The 13,847-nt window shown below is 58.1% G+C and carries 17 protein-coding genes; 11 read left to right on the top strand and 6 right to left on the bottom strand.

All coding sequences use genetic code 11. From position 1 onward, the window contains the following. Nucleotides 1–10: 10 nt before the first annotated feature. Entirely contained in the window at nt 11–991 is a 981-nt protein-coding gene (locus CFII64_RS28205; RefSeq protein ID WP_256208200.1) for a hypothetical protein, read from the bottom strand. A gap of 380 nt (nt 992–1,371) precedes the next feature. Between CFII64_RS28205 and CFII64_RS28200 the strand changes: the two genes are divergently transcribed. The 4 genes from CFII64_RS28200 to CFII64_RS28185 all read left to right on the top strand — a co-directional run bounded on the left by CFII64_RS28200 (nt 1,372) and on the right by CFII64_RS28185 (nt 3,432). Continuing rightward, a complete protein-coding gene (locus CFII64_RS28200) occupies nt 1,372–1,857 on the top strand; it encodes a DUF6030 family protein (protein WP_044901767.1) in 486 nt (161 codons plus the stop codon). A gap of 166 nt (nt 1,858–2,023) precedes the next feature. Beyond that, entirely contained in the window at nt 2,024–2,434 is a 411-nt protein-coding gene (locus CFII64_RS29965) for a hypothetical protein (RefSeq protein ID WP_156883312.1), read from the top strand. 84 nt (nt 2,435–2,518) lie between these two features. Continuing rightward, complete coding sequence (locus tag CFII64_RS28190; RefSeq protein WP_020294297.1) at nt 2,519–2,968, top strand: antitoxin Xre/MbcA/ParS toxin-binding domain-containing protein; 450 nt, start codon at nt 2,519–2,521, stop codon at nt 2,966–2,968. Beyond that, a complete protein-coding gene (locus CFII64_RS28185; protein ID WP_020294296.1) occupies nt 2,965–3,432 on the top strand; it encodes an RES family NAD+ phosphorylase in 468 nt (155 codons plus the stop codon). Before CFII64_RS28190 ends, CFII64_RS28185 begins: the two co-directional genes overlap by 4 nt. Here CFII64_RS28185 and CFII64_RS28180 read toward each other — a convergent pair. From CFII64_RS28180 to CFII64_RS28170, 3 genes are read right to left on the bottom strand one after another with little or no spacing between them, the layout of a single operon-like run. Continuing rightward, entirely contained in the window at nt 3,429–3,836 is a 408-nt protein-coding gene (locus CFII64_RS28180) for an SRPBCC family protein (RefSeq protein WP_020294295.1), read from the bottom strand. The two genes, CFII64_RS28185 and CFII64_RS28180, sit on opposite strands and share 4 nt — an antisense overlap. A gap of 37 nt (nt 3,837–3,873) precedes the next feature. Next, entirely contained in the window at nt 3,874–4,671 is a 798-nt protein-coding gene (locus CFII64_RS28175; protein WP_020294294.1) for an SDR family NAD(P)-dependent oxidoreductase, read from the bottom strand. Nucleotides 4,672–4,695: 24 nt separating this feature from the next. Next, entirely contained in the window at nt 4,696–5,712 is a 1,017-nt protein-coding gene (locus tag CFII64_RS28170; RefSeq protein ID WP_020294293.1) for an aldo/keto reductase, read from the bottom strand. 149 nt (nt 5,713–5,861) lie between these two features. Here CFII64_RS28170 and CFII64_RS28165 point away from each other — a divergent pair, with 149 nt between their 5' ends. Next, the gene (locus CFII64_RS28165) at nt 5,862–6,800 is read left to right on the top strand and encodes a LysR substrate-binding domain-containing protein (protein ID WP_020294292.1); all 939 of its coding nucleotides are present in this window, start codon (nt 5,862–5,864) and stop codon (nt 6,798–6,800) included. Between the two features lie 96 nt (nt 6,801–6,896). On the opposite strand, the gene CFII64_RS28160 is transcribed toward CFII64_RS28165, so the two are convergent. After that, a complete protein-coding gene (locus tag CFII64_RS28160) occupies nt 6,897–8,171 on the bottom strand; it encodes a type II toxin-antitoxin system HipA family toxin (RefSeq protein WP_020294291.1) in 1,275 nt (424 codons plus the stop codon). Then, entirely contained in the window at nt 8,168–8,464 is a 297-nt protein-coding gene (locus CFII64_RS28155; RefSeq protein WP_020294290.1) for a helix-turn-helix transcriptional regulator, read from the bottom strand. Before CFII64_RS28155 ends, CFII64_RS28160 begins: the two co-directional genes overlap by 4 nt. Before the next feature lie 201 nt (nt 8,465–8,665). Between CFII64_RS28155 and CFII64_RS28150 the strand changes: the two genes are divergently transcribed. The 6 genes from CFII64_RS28150 (at nt 8,666) to CFII64_RS28125 (ending at nt 13,775) form a co-directional block, all read left to right on the top strand. Further along, the gene (locus tag CFII64_RS28150; protein WP_020294289.1) at nt 8,666–9,142 is read left to right on the top strand and encodes an antitoxin Xre/MbcA/ParS toxin-binding domain-containing protein; all 477 of its coding nucleotides are present in this window, start codon (nt 8,666–8,668) and stop codon (nt 9,140–9,142) included. After that, nucleotides 9,142–9,633, top strand: a complete 492-nt coding sequence (locus tag CFII64_RS28145; protein ID WP_044901766.1) for an RES family NAD+ phosphorylase — start codon at nt 9,142–9,144, stop codon at nt 9,631–9,633. Before CFII64_RS28150 ends, CFII64_RS28145 begins: the two co-directional genes overlap by 1 nt. 105 nt (nt 9,634–9,738) lie before the next feature. Further along, nucleotides 9,739–10,638 (top strand): AraC family transcriptional regulator, encoded by a 900-nt coding sequence (locus CFII64_RS28140; protein ID WP_020294287.1) that lies wholly within the window; start codon nt 9,739–9,741, stop codon nt 10,636–10,638. Between the two features lie 341 nt (nt 10,639–10,979). After that, the gene (locus CFII64_RS28135) at nt 10,980–11,297 is read left to right on the top strand and encodes an NIPSNAP family protein (protein ID WP_020294286.1); all 318 of its coding nucleotides are present in this window, start codon (nt 10,980–10,982) and stop codon (nt 11,295–11,297) included. A 50-nt stretch (nt 11,298–11,347) separates the two neighbouring features. Beyond that, on the top strand, nt 11,348–12,949 hold the full coding sequence (locus CFII64_RS28130; RefSeq protein ID WP_020294285.1) for an L-lactate permease: 1,602 nt from the start codon (nt 11,348–11,350) through the stop codon (nt 12,947–12,949). A 16-nt stretch (nt 12,950–12,965) separates the two neighbouring features. Continuing rightward, nucleotides 12,966–13,775 (top strand): SDR family NAD(P)-dependent oxidoreductase, encoded by an 810-nt coding sequence (locus tag CFII64_RS28125; protein ID WP_020294284.1) that lies wholly within the window; start codon nt 12,966–12,968, stop codon nt 13,773–13,775. Nucleotides 13,776–13,847 lie beyond the last annotated feature (72 nt).

The following is a 13,847-nucleotide window of genomic DNA, read 5'->3' as shown; positions in this document are numbered from 1 at the left end:
CCGGGTTTTGTCACCCCAGACGGGTTCCGGTCATGCCCAACATGATCAGCAGTGACACCAGCGCGCTTGCCCCTGCGCCCGCCCACCATAAGTTGTTGACCCGTAAGCGCGGGGCGCCATGGGCGAGCAATACGACCCGCAACCCCGACACAAGATGCGTCAGCACAAAAAACACGCCGATGGCGTAGTGCGGCAACAGCCGAATGCTCCAGGGATCGTGAAGCATCCCGACCGGATCACCTGAAGCAAAGGCCCATCCTGTTTCAATGCCGGCGTAAGTCCGCGCAAAGATGAACACGGCATTGAGGTGCCCGAGGATGAACACGGCTAAAAACACCCCCGAACCGATCTGCACGATTCGATAGGCATCCACCGAGTGGGCACTCCAGCTCCAGGCCAGACGCAGGCCACTGAACACTTGAAACAATAATGCGACCACCAGCACCGGCTCGACAAACGGGGCGCGATAAACCTGCCGCCCGACTTCCATGACCGCCGTATGAGCTTCAGGGCTGATCAGCCCAAACAAGTGATTGAACAGGTGGAAGGTCACGAACAGCAGAACAATGACCCCTGCCACGCCATGCGCCACCCGCAGCCAGGCCAGATCCCGCATGGATCTTTTGACTTGGGGCAGCGGCGCTTTGCGCGCGAATGTCAGCACGCAACCCAGCAACAGCCAGCCCGCGACCCAGATCGACTGATCCGAAACCGGGCTGCCCAGCATGATGGAGTTGACACCGATAAAGCAGTAAAGCGTCGGCGCCGCGACAATCATCAAGGCCAGTCGGCGTGCGCGGGTGGTGGTGACGTCATCGTAAGGTGCCCGGCTCTTCTTGCACGCAAGCGCCAGGCCCATGGCAGGCACGGCAAAAACCCCCAGCAATAGCAGAGCGGCAAGTACGGCTGTGGCGAGGGTCAGTGATGCACGATGCCCTTGATCATCAGTGACCAGATAATGAAAAGCGTCCAGCAGGAATGGATAGAACAATGTAACCGCAATCGGCCCCCAGAGTATCCACTGAACTTTTGAAACAGCGGATTCCTGAGTATAACTCGCTAAACTGTCGGAATATTTCCAGGGCTGCATGTCTTGATTCTCATATATAGGCAGGGGCTAATGGCATCGACTAGAACACGGAGACTTGATAAAGCACCTGTAGAATATCAGCTAATATGAGCACTCTATGGGTTGCCTGCGGACAGACTTCTAACACCAAGGTATAGCCAAACCAACCTTAAGTACGACGTTTATGTACTTTATCAGGCACGCCAGTTCGATCGATCACACTTACTATGGCCCCACTGTTTTATCAGCCATCCATACGCCTACGACTATCAAATAATCTGAATCAACAGAAGGACAGCTTCATGCGACGCTTGGCACTTGCAGTCATGGCAATATCGTTTTCTTTGGGATGTCTCGCCGAACTCAAGATTAAATCACCACCTCAGATCTGTACGCTTCTCAACGATACCCAGCTGCGCACCGGCGAGTGGGCGGTACACGCGGACGGCCAGGAAGGCTGCGTCGGCGCGGCTCGGCCCGCATCATCGGGCACCTCTGACCCGAACCAGATTTCCTACTCGGCCAATGGCACCCAGGGAGTTCCGTCTCGGGTCCAGCTACTTCTTTCGGTAAATGTGCCTTCTGATGAAGAGGCTGCCAAGCGCGAACTGGTCAAGGCCGCTAAACGTTTATCCATTAGAACATTAGGCTTATCGACGCCGCCTTCAATCGTCGAATCCATCATGAAAGGCAGGCCCGCAAAACTGGAAGTCGGCAGCGGCAGCATCACCGTCAGCCGGCAGACCAACAACAAACAAAACTATGTACTGACAGTGAGCATTGAGTGAAGCAAAGACTCACAGCCGCTGTATTAGCACCAACGTATGAGTTGACTACACCACAGCACTAGAGTGTTGGCCGGTATTACAGGCGAATATAGTCCAAAGGGAAGAAGACACTTTGTGTATGAAAGTGACCAGTCGCCCTGGATATTTATCTGTCTACCGGAGAACAATGATGAAACTACTGCCTTTGTTTTTTAGCATGGTCGCGTCTACAGCCTGTGGCGCTTTTGCAGTCACGAGTTGGGCTGTAGAAGGAACCGATTCACCGGCTGCGGCCAGTGTTCAAAGCCATCAGGCTGCTCGTGAAACGGCATCCGGCGCACAGCCAGCCGATGAGCGTCAAACCCTGGACAAACTGGCCTCGGACGGCGCCGATCATGTGGGCGCAAACCACGTCGCATCGGATGGCGCTGATCACGTCGGCGCAAACCGCGTCGCATCGGATGGCTCTGATCACGTCGGCGCAAACCGGGTGGCCGACGGCGGCTACCGCACCTCCGCTGAAATCCGTGTGGCGAACACCGGAGAGTCGCCATTCAATCACTCGGCAACATCGAGCTTCTGCGGCCCTTGCCGTTAGATTTTCGAGAGGCGATAAAGCGCATGCACCCTTAACATCATTTGATATAGTATCTAGATATCAAACGATCAAAAGGACCCGCCAATGTCCATCGCCATCCGCAATTATCAACCTGCTCCAGACCAGGCCTCGGGCTTCTGGCAGCAATTGGGTGTCCCGCCTCGGGGCACTCAGTTGTATGCCGCGCTGCGCAAAGGCTTGCCTTACGAGGTATTCGAACGCCTGGCGCAGTACACCGACCTTAACCGCTCGACATTGGCCATCCATTTAGGGATTGCGCCCGCCACCTTGCAGCGACGTCTGAAAGTGCGGCAATTCAATGCCGAGGAAAGCGATCGTCTGTTTCGTCTGGCGGCGGTCTACAAGGCGGCGCTGGATCTGTTCGAAAGCGATACCAACGCCACGCGGCGCTGGCTCGTCGAACCGGTGCGCGGGCTTGGCAATCATCGTCCGCTGGAAATGCTCGCCACTTCAGCCGAAGCCCAGGCCGTGCTGGACCTGATCGGTCGTCTTGAACATGGGGTCGTGGCTTGATCAGTCTTTATCGCCTGGTCAAACGCAAATGGCTGGCCCAGGCCTTCGATGGCGAAGGGGCCAGACTCTATGGCGGACGCTGGAACAGCAAAGGCAAAGCCTGCGTGTATTGCGCCGGCAGTGAATCCCTGGCGCTGCTTGAGGTGCTGGTGCACCTGGGCAACTCTTCGGTCATTCAGCATTACGCCATGCTCGAACTCAAGCTTCCCGAACAACACATTCTCAACGCCGGGCCAGACATCCTGCCCAGCGACTGGCGCGACGAGCCCGCCCCACCCTCGACCGCCAGCTTTGGCGATGTCTGGCTGGAATCCGGGCAAAGCCTGGCGTTGGCCGTGCCCAGCGTGATCATCCCCCGCGAGTCCAATTACCTGCTGAACGTCCAGCATCCGGCGTATCAAGCCATGGTGGCCGAGGCGCGGGAGCTGGACTTCATGCTGGATGAGCGTTTGTTCAAGGCTTAGAAATTGCCTTTCAAGGCTTCCAGGCCGCCTTCATAAACCCCCTGAAACAACTCGTGGGCCTCGGTATCGGAAATGCCATTGGGCGTGAAGCTGCCGGACCAGGTCACCTGCGTTTCGCTGTCGCCAACTGCCTCGACTTTTAGCGTAGCGAGGTAATCAGTGACCGGGAACGGCCCTTCGGTGATCGAGTAGCTGTAGGTGCGCGCCTGATTGTCGTAGGTTTGCAGGCGTTCGATGATAATCGCGCCGTCGTCAGTGGTCAGTTTGCGCAGACGTCCGCCTTCGGCAGGCTCGCTGCTGGCGATGAACGGCAGCCAGTCCGGCAGGGAAAGAAACCCGCCAACCAATTGCCAAACGGTGTCAGCTGCAACCGGAATGCGCAGGGATGCTGATGCTGTTGCCATGAAAAACTCTCCAGAATAGATGTCAGTAGCAGGCCGATCAGATCGCCATGCTGTCCACGACGCCGCCGTCGACGCGCAATGCGGCACCGGTAGTCGCCGATGACAAGGGAGAAGCAAGATACGCCACCAGATTGGCGACTTCATCCACTTCTGCCACACGTTGAATAATCGAGGACGGACGCGCGCTGCGCACAAAATGGTCCGCTTCGTCCCGTAGGCTGCGGCCTGATTGAGCGACAGCGTCCTTGAGCATCTCTTCAACGCCATCGGTAAAGGTCGGCCCCGGCAAGATGGCGTTGACGGTCACGCCGGTGCCGGCCAGGCGCTTGGCCAAACCATGGGAAACCGCCAGATTCGCGGCCTTGGTAGTGCCGTAATTGATCATGTTGGCCGGAATCGCAATGCCCGATTCGGACGAAACAAAGATCACCCGCCCCCATTTGCGCGCCACCATGTCGTTCGCGTAATGCCGCGACAGGCGCACGCCGGAAATCACATTGACCTGATAAAAGCGTTCCCACTCTTCGTCCGGCGTGTCGAAGAAATCCACTTCGTTGAACACGCCCAGGTTGTTGACCAGAATGTCGGCGGTCGGCTCGGCCTCGAACAAGCGCTGTGCGCCTTCAGCCGTGCCCAGATCCGCCACGCAGCCGCGCAACTGTGCGTCGGGCACCTCGCGTTTGATCGCTGCAATCGCTTCATCCACTTTGGCCGCTGCGCGACCGACGATCACCACGGTCGCGCCGCAGGAAGCCAGCGCCTTGCCAACGCCCAGGCCAATGCCTGCGGTGGAGCCACTGACGATGGCGAGTTTGCCGCTCAAATCGATTTTCATGTTTGATCTCTCTTTGAATTGAATTCAGGCGATGGCTGCGGGCAGCGGTGCCAAAGGTGAAATCAGGCCGTCTTTAACCAGCGCCTGCCAGAACTCGACCGGAATGTGCTGGGTCAACGCCGCCACATCCTGCTCGATACGGCCGGGACGGCTGGAGCCAGGGATGACCGCCGCCACAGCGGGATTGGCCAGAGAGAACTGTAGCGCAGCGGCCTTGATGTCGACGTTGAAACGCTGGGCAATCGACTTGATCGCTGCGACTTTGGCAATGATCTGCGGCGAGGCTTTCTGGTATTCGAAATGCTCACCGCCCGCCAGGATGCCCGAACTGTAAGGGCCGCCGACCACGATGTCGACGTTCTGCGCGTGGGCCGAAGTCATCAGGCGTTGCAGCGCGCGGTCGTGGTCCAGCAAGGTGTAACGACCGGCCAGCAGGAAACCGTCCGGCTGGGCTTCTTCCAGATCCAGGGTCAGTTCACACGGCTCGACGCGGTTGACGCCCAGGCCCCAGGCGCCGATCACGCCTTCTTCGCGCAGTCGCGTCAGCACCCGGAAAGCGCCTTTGCGCGCGGCGTTGAAATACTCCAGCCACTCATCGCGGTAGAAATCCTGAGCGATGTCATGAATCCAGACGATGTCCAGACGGTCAGTCTGCAAGCGCTTGAGGCTGTCTTCGATGGAACGCAGGGTCGCATCGGCGCTGTAATCGTTGACCAGCTTGTTCGGGCGGCCATGATCAAACACGCCCGCTTTGTCGCCCAGATCCCGGGCAGACACGTCTTCGACTTCGTCCAGCACCAGACGCCCGACCTTGGTGCTCAGCACATACTGATCGCGGTCGTATTGCTTGAGCGCTTCGCCCATGCGCAGCTCGGAAAGCCCCGAGCCGTAGAACGGCGCGGTGTCGAAATAACGCACCCCGGCGTTCCAGGCGCCATGCACCGTGGCCAGCGCTTCGTCCTCGGGAATCGCGCGGAACATGTTGCCCAGCGGCGCGCCACCGAAGCCCAGCACGCCGGGCAATTTGTCTCTGATGCTCATGATTGATCCTCTTTAATCTGCAAAGGACGGGAGACGACTCCCATCAAGTTGCCACCCTCAGGTGACCATGAAGCTAGGTTAGGTTGACTAGTAAAGACCGCCCAAGACATAATTTGGCTAACTTGAGTCTTCACAGGTCTTAACCCGTCATGATCGATTTACGCCAGCTTCGCTATTTCGTCGCCGTCGCCGAGGAAGAGCACGTCGGTCGCGCGGCGGAACGGCTGCATATCTCGCAGTCACCGCTGAGCCGACAGATTGCCCAGCTGGAAGAGTTCCTTGGCCTGAACCTGTTCGAGCGTAGCCAACAGCGTATTCGTCTGACAGTGGATGGCCGCACCTTCCTCGCCGAAACCAAGGCCCTGCTCACCCACGCCACACGCCTGGAATCGTTGGGCAAGCGGCTGGGTCGCGGGGAAGAAGGCGGGCTGTGCATCGGCTATATCGAAAACGCCATGCACACCTCGGTATTGCCCGACGCGCTGAAAATCCTCCGCGCGGCCCGGCACGATCTGCATATCGCGCTCTACAGCCAGGCGTCTGCGGATCAACTGGAAGGCCTGCGTCAGCGCAGTCTGGACATCGCCCTGGTGAGCGAACCGCCTGCGGCCGATGACCCGGATCTGGACAGCGCGCGGGTGCTCAACGACGTGATGCTGCTGGCGATGCCTGAACATCATCCGCTCGCGCAGAAGAACGTGCTGACCCCCGAAGACCTGCAGACAGCGCAGTGGATTTGCGTAGCCAGCGGCCTGGCGCAACGCACAGCGGGTTCCCATAAAGAGGGCTTTGTGGCGGCATGCATGAAGGCCGGTTTTTCCCCGGACATTCATCTGGAAGTCACCGAACCGATGACCGCGTTACGGCTGGTCGGCGCGGGCCTGGGCATCGCCATGCTGCAACGCAACCTTCGCTCCAGCGCACCGGAAAACGTGGTCTTGCGCGAAGTGTCATGGATGCACTACACCACACCGGTCTGGGCCGCCTGGCACCGCATCAACCTGCGCCCGCTGGTGGCGATGGCCAAGGAAGTGCTGCTTAGCGGGGAAAGTTCGGGGTTGGGTCCCGGGTTTGCACAAATCAGGTAGGACCGGACTTGTCCGGGAAGGCGTTGGCGCAAACACCGGGTTGGGTCAGGCGAAATGATGTTGGCCCAACCGACGCCTTCGGGGACAAGTCCCCTCCTACCGACCCAGAAACTCTGAACGCACATCGCTCAAGACCTTGAACATTGGCCTGCCTGCCGAGGCATTGATCGTCAGGTCGGCAAATACCGTTTCCCGGTTCACCAAGGCCTCCAGCGTCTGCTCGATATAGTCGTCTGGCTTGAGGTATTTGTAATCCTTGCACAGTGCCTTGATGAGTTTGCGGGTCGGTTTGCCTTTGCCCGCAAAAGCGGTTGTATGTTCGCCCATGCCTTGGGAAAAGGTCAGGTCGTACGCCGGTGCCAGCGTCCACTGGCCAATGTCTCCTTCAATTGCGGATTCGTTGCAGAGAAAGGCGAAGTTTTTCGTGTGGTCGTCGTAGTTGTGCGACAACGCATTGAAGATCATCAGCCGGGCCATTTTTTCGACTTCAACAGCGCTTCGGGTCAGCGCGTTGGTCAGCTTCAACAACTCGCTGTAATCCAGCGCGGGGGTTCGGAAATCCGCATGCACAAGGGCCGAGACGGTCATCATGTGCAGCTTTGTATTTTCCCGACGATCAAAGCGTTTGCTGGCAAAAAAACGTTCGGATCTGCCCTCCGGCATCGCGACGTCCAGCAGCCTTGATTCAGCCATTACAACCCCGGCCCGCCGGGCCATGACGGCATAGGCCTGTTCGATGGCGCCTGTTTCCCAAGGCTCATCCAACGACCTGAATTTGACCATATGGTGCTCATATCCCGGCGCAAGCGGGGCAAAGGCCGAAGCCGCGTGGCAACCATCGACGCTCAGGGCAACGACTGCCTTGGGTCGTGCGCCGCCCGGTGAACCACCGGCGATGCGCAATGCCTTGAGAACATGATCGGTCTCGCCGGCCTGGACTTCGTTGGACGCTTCAAACAGGCGGGCAAGGCTCAGCGTTTGTTCGCTCTCGACCTGCTCGGCCTTGGGCTGATAATCAAAGGCACCCATACCGCGATCACCCAGGTAAGCCAGGCGGTCCAGCTGGGTCAACTTGAGCGAAGTGCCCTGTCCGAAATGACTGTTGAAGAATCGATCCATGAGCCGCAGGCCCCAGCCATCCGGCAGGGAATCCGAAAATGGCCCATGCAGGCCACGAAATAGGTTATCCCTCGCCAGCTGTGGCTTGTCGTCAAAACTCATGGAAAAAGGCGAAAGATTGAAGCCCTTGGCAAGCCACTGCGGGTCATAAGTGAAGTAAATACCCTTAGCCTCGGCTCGATATAACTCGCCCACTGCGCGCCCGTTGGCAGACACGATCAACGCCTCGGCTGGTTTCAGTGGCTTGCTCATTTCGTACCCCGCTGCCGTTTCAAATTCTTCAATTGTGCAGATGAGCTCAATTGCGTCAGCTTGAAGAGGTTGGAGACAGGCGCCAGATCATCCAGCGCCGTCGCCAGCAGAATCATGGATTCCAGCGTGATGGACCCGGTCGATTCGAAACGCTTGATCGACGACTCGGAAACCCCGGACAGCTGCGCCAGGGTCTTTCGCGAAAGGTTCTTCGAGAGGCGCAAGGTCTGGGCGTTCTTGCCAATATCGCGGGCGATTTCTGCTGGCGAGTAAAGGAGGTGCATCAGGGACATAGCTCTGGCCTCCGTTGTAGACAATTACTTAACGGACTGTATTTGAACCATTATATGCTTTTATATGAAATAAAGGGCCTAATGAGGCCCTTTATTATTGAAGCGAGCGCCATCTAAGCGTTAGAAATGGGCAATAGCACCCATCCACAACAGGCGTATACTTTAATTGATGTTAAATTTAATTCAATTGAAGGTATTTCTATGAACGATGCCACCACGGCTCAGCGCCTGACAAAAAAGCAGGATGAAACGCGTCAGTCAGGCATCGCGATATTTTGGAATTTCAGCTCCAATCGAGGTGCGCTCAAGGACTCGGAGCGGCTGCTTCAGATCAAGGAGGGGTTTTCTGCGAACCTGTTCCAGGCTGTCCGCGTGACCTTTGGCCTACAAGAACACAGTCTGGAAACACTGCTCAATGCATCGATCTCCACGCTCGAACGGCGTAAACGAGAGAATAAAAACCTTGACCCTGTCGCCTCCGAACGTCTGGATCGGATTGCTGCCGTCTGCCACCTGGCCGAAGAAGTGTTCGAGGACAGGGAAGCCGCTGCAAACTGGATGTCGAAGCCCAATAAAGCGCTCGGCGGGGGCACACCCATCATGCTCTGTGAAACCGAGATTGGCGCCAAGCAGGTTCGGCGCGGACTTCAATCTCTGGAATGGGGTGGTGTTGTCTGATGCGGGCCTGGAGAATTGCCAAGGCTAAACGCGCCAACGATCTTTCGGGAATGGGAGCGGCCATCGAAGGGGGGCGATGGAACGATCAGGATGTTCCGGCGGTGTACATGGGACTAACCCCCGCCATCTGCTGCCTGGAAACGTTCGTCCATGCGGACGGTGAACCGACGTTCCCGATGAAGATCACCTGCTTCGAACTGCCCAGCGATCAGTCGCTGTTCCTGGAAGTCGATCCAGCAACCCTGCCGGATGGTTGGGCAAGCCTCCCGGCGGATCGTCCAAGCATGGATTTTGGTACCGCCTGGTTGAAAGCGAACACCCACCTGGGGTTGATCGTACCGTCAGCTGTTCTGGCTCTGGAACGCAACGTCGTGATAAATCCACATCACCCGGCATTAAGCCTGATAAAAATCGTCGAGGTGTATGACTTCATTTACGACTCGCGCATGTTCGGAAAAGGCGCAGACGTCCAGGGAAATCCAGGCACTTGATTGAACGGAAACATCCCCTGCCAGGCTCATTGCACCTTACGAATCAAACCGGTTCCTGTAGGCTGCAGACTTCTTTCCTGTCCTTGTGCCATCAGGAGACCGCCCTTGCCTAAAGGGACGAGCGCGCATGCTACCGATACGTTCCCCACGCTTGAGTCTTCGGATTTTGCCGGTGAAGGGTCTTTCTATTTCGAGCTGGTGCGCCTGGAAGATCACGACGACATCCCGCGCGAATTTCTGCATCGCCACAATTACTATCATCTGCTCTGGATGACGGAAGCGAGAGGGACACACATGCTGGATTTCGAGCAATTCGACGTCCGCGATCACTCGGTGTTTTTCCTGTCGCCCGGCCAGCTTCATACCTGGACAACCTCGGTCAAACCGCGCGGTTTTGTCTTGAACTTCAGTACCGATTTTTTTGCCCAGATGTTCCCCCGGGTCGACGACATCGCCAAGTTTCCGTTCTTTCACCTGACCCGTGGTGCGCCGGCGATTTACCTCACCCGTGAGCAGCACGATGCAATGCTGCCGCTGCTCAATGAAATCGAAAGTGAATCCCGGGATCGTCAGGTCGGCCGCTTCGATGTCGTGCGTTCTTACTTGCTGATCCTGCTGACGCAACTGCGGCGCCTGTATCCGGCTGACGAACATGGGCGCAGTTCGGGGCTCAATTATTCGCTGACCAAACGCTTCGCGCTGTTGCTGGAAGAGAATTACCTGAGCTTCACAACCATCCGCCAATACGCCGATACGTTGTGCATCAGTGAGCGGCAGCTTAATGAGGCGCTCAAGCGCACGGTCGGCAACACGGCCAGCCGCCTGGTTCAGGAAAGGATTGCACTGGAAGCCAAACGCCTGCTCAGCAACACCAAACTGAGCACCGCACAGATCGCCTTCCAGCTGAATTTCGATGATCCGGCTTACTTCACCCGCTTCGTCAAAAAGCACACCACCTGCACGCCCGGCGAATTCCGTAAAAAGTATTCCCACCCTTCTGACTAAGCCCGCAGAAAAGTACAAAACAACGTCTGAACTGTCCTAACGCGCCCCTGGACGGGGTGCGTACATTCCATCGGAAGAAGCCGCGGTCACGCGCCAATAAGAAAATATTCCGATGCCCATGATTCAGGAAATGACGCTGCGCGTGCGCAGTCCTGCCCTCTGCTGTCTGGCCTTTAGTGCAACGCGCAAGCAGCCCGTTGCCCATCGGCCAACGGGCATTCGTGACCCTGTTGCCTGTGCGCCCTCCTCTTCTCGACATCTGGCTTTTCACCGCGCGCCTTCCAACGCATGCGGTGGCCGGAGTCATCGCTGCAATTCCTCTTTCAACTGGAGTAACCGCCATGCTTTATGACGTTCGCACTTACACCTGCCGCCCAGGGACGACCAAGAAACATCTGGCGCTCTATGCCGAACATGGTTACGAAATTCAAAGCCGCCACTTGGGCAAACCTCTGGCATACCTGCAAACCGAAAGCGGCAACATCAACAGCTACATGCACATCTGGGTATACGAAAGCGCCGCCGATCGTGATGCCAAGCGCAAAGCGCTGCAGAACGACCCGGCGTGGTCGGTGTACCTGACCAAAAGTGCCGAAGCGGCCTATTTGATCAGCCAGGAAAACCGCTTGATGAGCCCGACGCCGTTCTTCAAGCCCTGAGCCAAAACAGCGTTTTTCAATAATAAAAAGCTCCGCAAAAGGAGAGACAAATGTTCCAGCAGGTATACGACCCGGTAGGAGGTTCGCTCCTCTTTTCGTCGCTTTTTGCTGCATTGCCATTGGTGACAATGTTCTTGTTGTTGGGGTGGTTGCGGGTGACGCCGCACATTGCCGCGCTGGTTTCGCTGGTGGTGTGTGCCCTGGTGGCTATTTTCGCCTATGGCATGCCGGTGGCGACGACCTTGAACGCCGGCTTCTACGGCGCGGCGTTCAGCGTGCTCACCGTGTTATGGATCATCCTGAACGCCATCTGGCTGTACAACCTGACCGTCAAATCCGGCCACTTCGCCGTGTTGAAGGACAGCTTTGCGATGCTCAGCAAGGACACGCGCATCCAGGCCATTTTCATCGCTTTCAACTTCGGCGCCTTGATGGAGGCGCTGGCAGGTGCGGGCACGCCCATTGCGATCTCAGGCGCCATGCTGCTGGCGATCGGCGTCAGACCGATCAAGGCTGCGGTCCTGGCCTTGGTGGCAAACACCGCACCGGTGGCCTTCGGCGCATTGGCCGTACCGATCACGACGCTGGCTCAGGTCACTGGCTTGCCTTTCGAAACACTGGGCGCCATTGTCGGTCGTCAGACGCCGATCATTGCCGCCTTTGTGCCGCTGATTCTGGTGGGTTTGATGGATGGCCGGCGCGGGCTGGTTCAGGTCTGGCCTGCGGCGCTCGTGGCCGGTATTGCATTCGGGATCAGTCAGTGGTTCAGCGCCACTTACGTTTCGGTAGCCCTGGCTGACGTGGCAGGCGCCTTGGGTTCTGCAGGCGCATTGATCCTGTTCCTCAAGTTCTGGACCGCGCCTCATGTCGATGACATCGACGGCATGGATGCTCCGGTGAGCAGCAACATTCGCCACACGTCCAAGGCGATGTGGCTGGCGTACTCGCCCTACATCCTGATCATTGTCATCTTCTCCCTGGCGCAGATACCGCAGGTCAAACAATGGCTGTCTGCGGGCACGCTCATGTTTCCATGGCCAGGGCTGGAGATCGTCAGCACCAGCGGCAAGAAAGTGGCGACCAACTTCACCCTCAACAGCCTGTCTGCTACCGGCTCGCTGCTGCTGTTGGCCGGGGTGATCAGCGCCTGGATGCTGCGTGTTCGGGCCAGCACCGCCATCGCGACTTACGGCGAGACCGTGCGCCAGCTACGCTGGGCTATTCCAACTGTGCTGTGCGTGCTGGCCATCGCATTCATCATGAATTACTCGGGGCAGACGGTTACCTTGGGTGTCTGGCTGGCGCAGGCCGGACCTGCCTTTGCGTTCCTGTCGCCGGTGATTGGCTGGATCGGCGTGGCGGTGACCGGCTCGGACAACTCGGCCAACGCCCTGTTCGGCGCACTGCAAGTTGCCGCTGCGCATCAGACCGGGCTTGATCCTGCCTTGCTGGCCGCCGCCAACGCTTCCGGTGGCGTGCTGGGCAAGATGATCTCCCCGCAAAGTCTGGCGGTGGGCGCCGCTGCTGTGGGCATCATCGGCCAGGAAGGGCTGATCTTTCGCAAGGTTATCGGCTGGAGTCTGGGGCTGCTCGCGGCAATGTCGCTACTCGTATTCCTGCAGACGGGCCCGCTGGCCTGGATGCTTCCATGATTCATAAGGAGTCTCTATGACTGACTATCGCGAACTCTTCAGCCTCAAGGGCAAAATTGCCGTGGTGCTGGGCGCAGCATCGGGCATCGGCCAGGCCTCGGCCCATGCGTTGGGGGCGATGGGTGCTCATGTGGTGTGCGCCGACCGCGACGCTGAAGGAGCCAGGGCAACCGCGCAAACCATCAGCCAGGACGGCTCAAGCGCCTGGATGAAAACAGACGCCGCCAGCGGCGAGGCCATCGGCGAACTGGCGGCTAAAGTGCTGGCCGATCACGGCCGGGTCGACATCGCGGTGTCGACGCCTGCGCTCAATATCCGCAAGCTGATCGTCGATTACACGGACGAGGAATTCGATCAGGTCGTGAATCTGAATCTCAAAGGCGCGTTCCATTTCATGCGCCACTTTGGGCGACCCATGATGAAGCAGGGCTCCGGCAGCCTGATCCTGTGCTCCTCGATGCGCGCCGTGACCATTGAACCCGGCCTGGGTATTTACGCCTCCACCAAGGCCGGTATCGAAATGATGGTCAAGGCCTTTGCCGCCGAAGTCGGCAGCTACGGGGTTAGGGTCAATGCGGTCATGCCGAGCATCATCGAAACGCGCCTGACCGCGCCGCTCAAGGAGCGCCCGGATATCTACAAGACCTACGCCGGTCATACGGTGCTGAACCGTTGGGGCCAGCCCCATGAAGTCGGATCTGCCGTGGCCTTTCTAGCCTCCGACGCGGCCAGCTATATTTCTGGCAGCAGCCTGTCGGTCGATGGCGGCTGGACGGCCATTGACGGGCCGCCGACCGGACTGACCCAAACCCGGCCTTCGGAATAGGCCTGCCGGGATAAGCGAACCTTGCCGCACCATTGCAGCAAGGTTTGGCTGTCCCGCTCCGCCAACACGTCA

Source organism: Pseudomonas sp. CFII64 (assembly GCF_000416235.1).
In the GTDB taxonomy this organism is placed as follows: Bacteria; Pseudomonadota; Gammaproteobacteria; order Pseudomonadales; family Pseudomonadaceae; genus Aquipseudomonas.
The sequence above is the reverse complement of the archived record's forward strand: the minus strand, read 5'-3'. Positions and strand labels throughout refer to the sequence as shown.

Bases quoted from the DNA above. Each gene is read 5' to 3' on its own strand.
- CFII64_RS28190 (WP_020294297.1), top strand. From the start codon at position 2,519: ATGTCCATCGCCATCCGCAATTATCAACCTGCTCCAGACCAGGCCTCG.
- CFII64_RS29965 (WP_156883312.1), top strand. From the start codon at position 2,024: ATGATGAAACTACTGCCTTTGTTTTTTAGCATGGTCGCGTCTACAGCC.
- CFII64_RS28165 (WP_020294292.1), top strand. From the start codon at position 5,862: ATGATCGATTTACGCCAGCTTCGCTATTTCGTCGCCGTCGCCGAGGAA.
- CFII64_RS28145 (WP_044901766.1), top strand. From the start codon at position 9,142: ATGCGGGCCTGGAGAATTGCCAAGGCTAAACGCGCCAACGATCTTTCG.
- CFII64_RS28200 (WP_044901767.1), top strand. From the start codon at position 1,372: ATGCGACGCTTGGCACTTGCAGTCATGGCAATATCGTTTTCTTTGGGA.
- CFII64_RS28135 (WP_020294286.1), top strand. From the start codon at position 10,980: ATGCTTTATGACGTTCGCACTTACACCTGCCGCCCAGGGACGACCAAG.
- CFII64_RS28125 (WP_020294284.1), top strand. From the start codon at position 12,966: ATGACTGACTATCGCGAACTCTTCAGCCTCAAGGGCAAAATTGCCGTG.
- CFII64_RS28160 (WP_020294291.1), bottom strand. From the start codon at position 8,171: ATGAGCAAGCCACTGAAACCAGCCGAGGCGTTGATCGTGTCTGCCAAC.
- CFII64_RS28170 (WP_020294293.1), bottom strand. From the start codon at position 5,712: ATGAGCATCAGAGACAAATTGCCCGGCGTGCTGGGCTTCGGTGGCGCG.
- CFII64_RS28150 (WP_020294289.1), top strand. From the start codon at position 8,666: ATGAACGATGCCACCACGGCTCAGCGCCTGACAAAAAAGCAGGATGAA.
- CFII64_RS28155 (WP_020294290.1), bottom strand. From the start codon at position 8,464: ATGTCCCTGATGCACCTCCTTTACTCGCCAGCAGAAATCGCCCGCGAT.
- CFII64_RS28130 (WP_020294285.1), top strand. From the start codon at position 11,348: ATGTTCCAGCAGGTATACGACCCGGTAGGAGGTTCGCTCCTCTTTTCG.
- CFII64_RS28175 (WP_020294294.1), bottom strand. From the start codon at position 4,671: ATGAAAATCGATTTGAGCGGCAAACTCGCCATCGTCAGTGGCTCCACC.
- CFII64_RS28180 (WP_020294295.1), bottom strand. From the start codon at position 3,836: ATGGCAACAGCATCAGCATCCCTGCGCATTCCGGTTGCAGCTGACACC.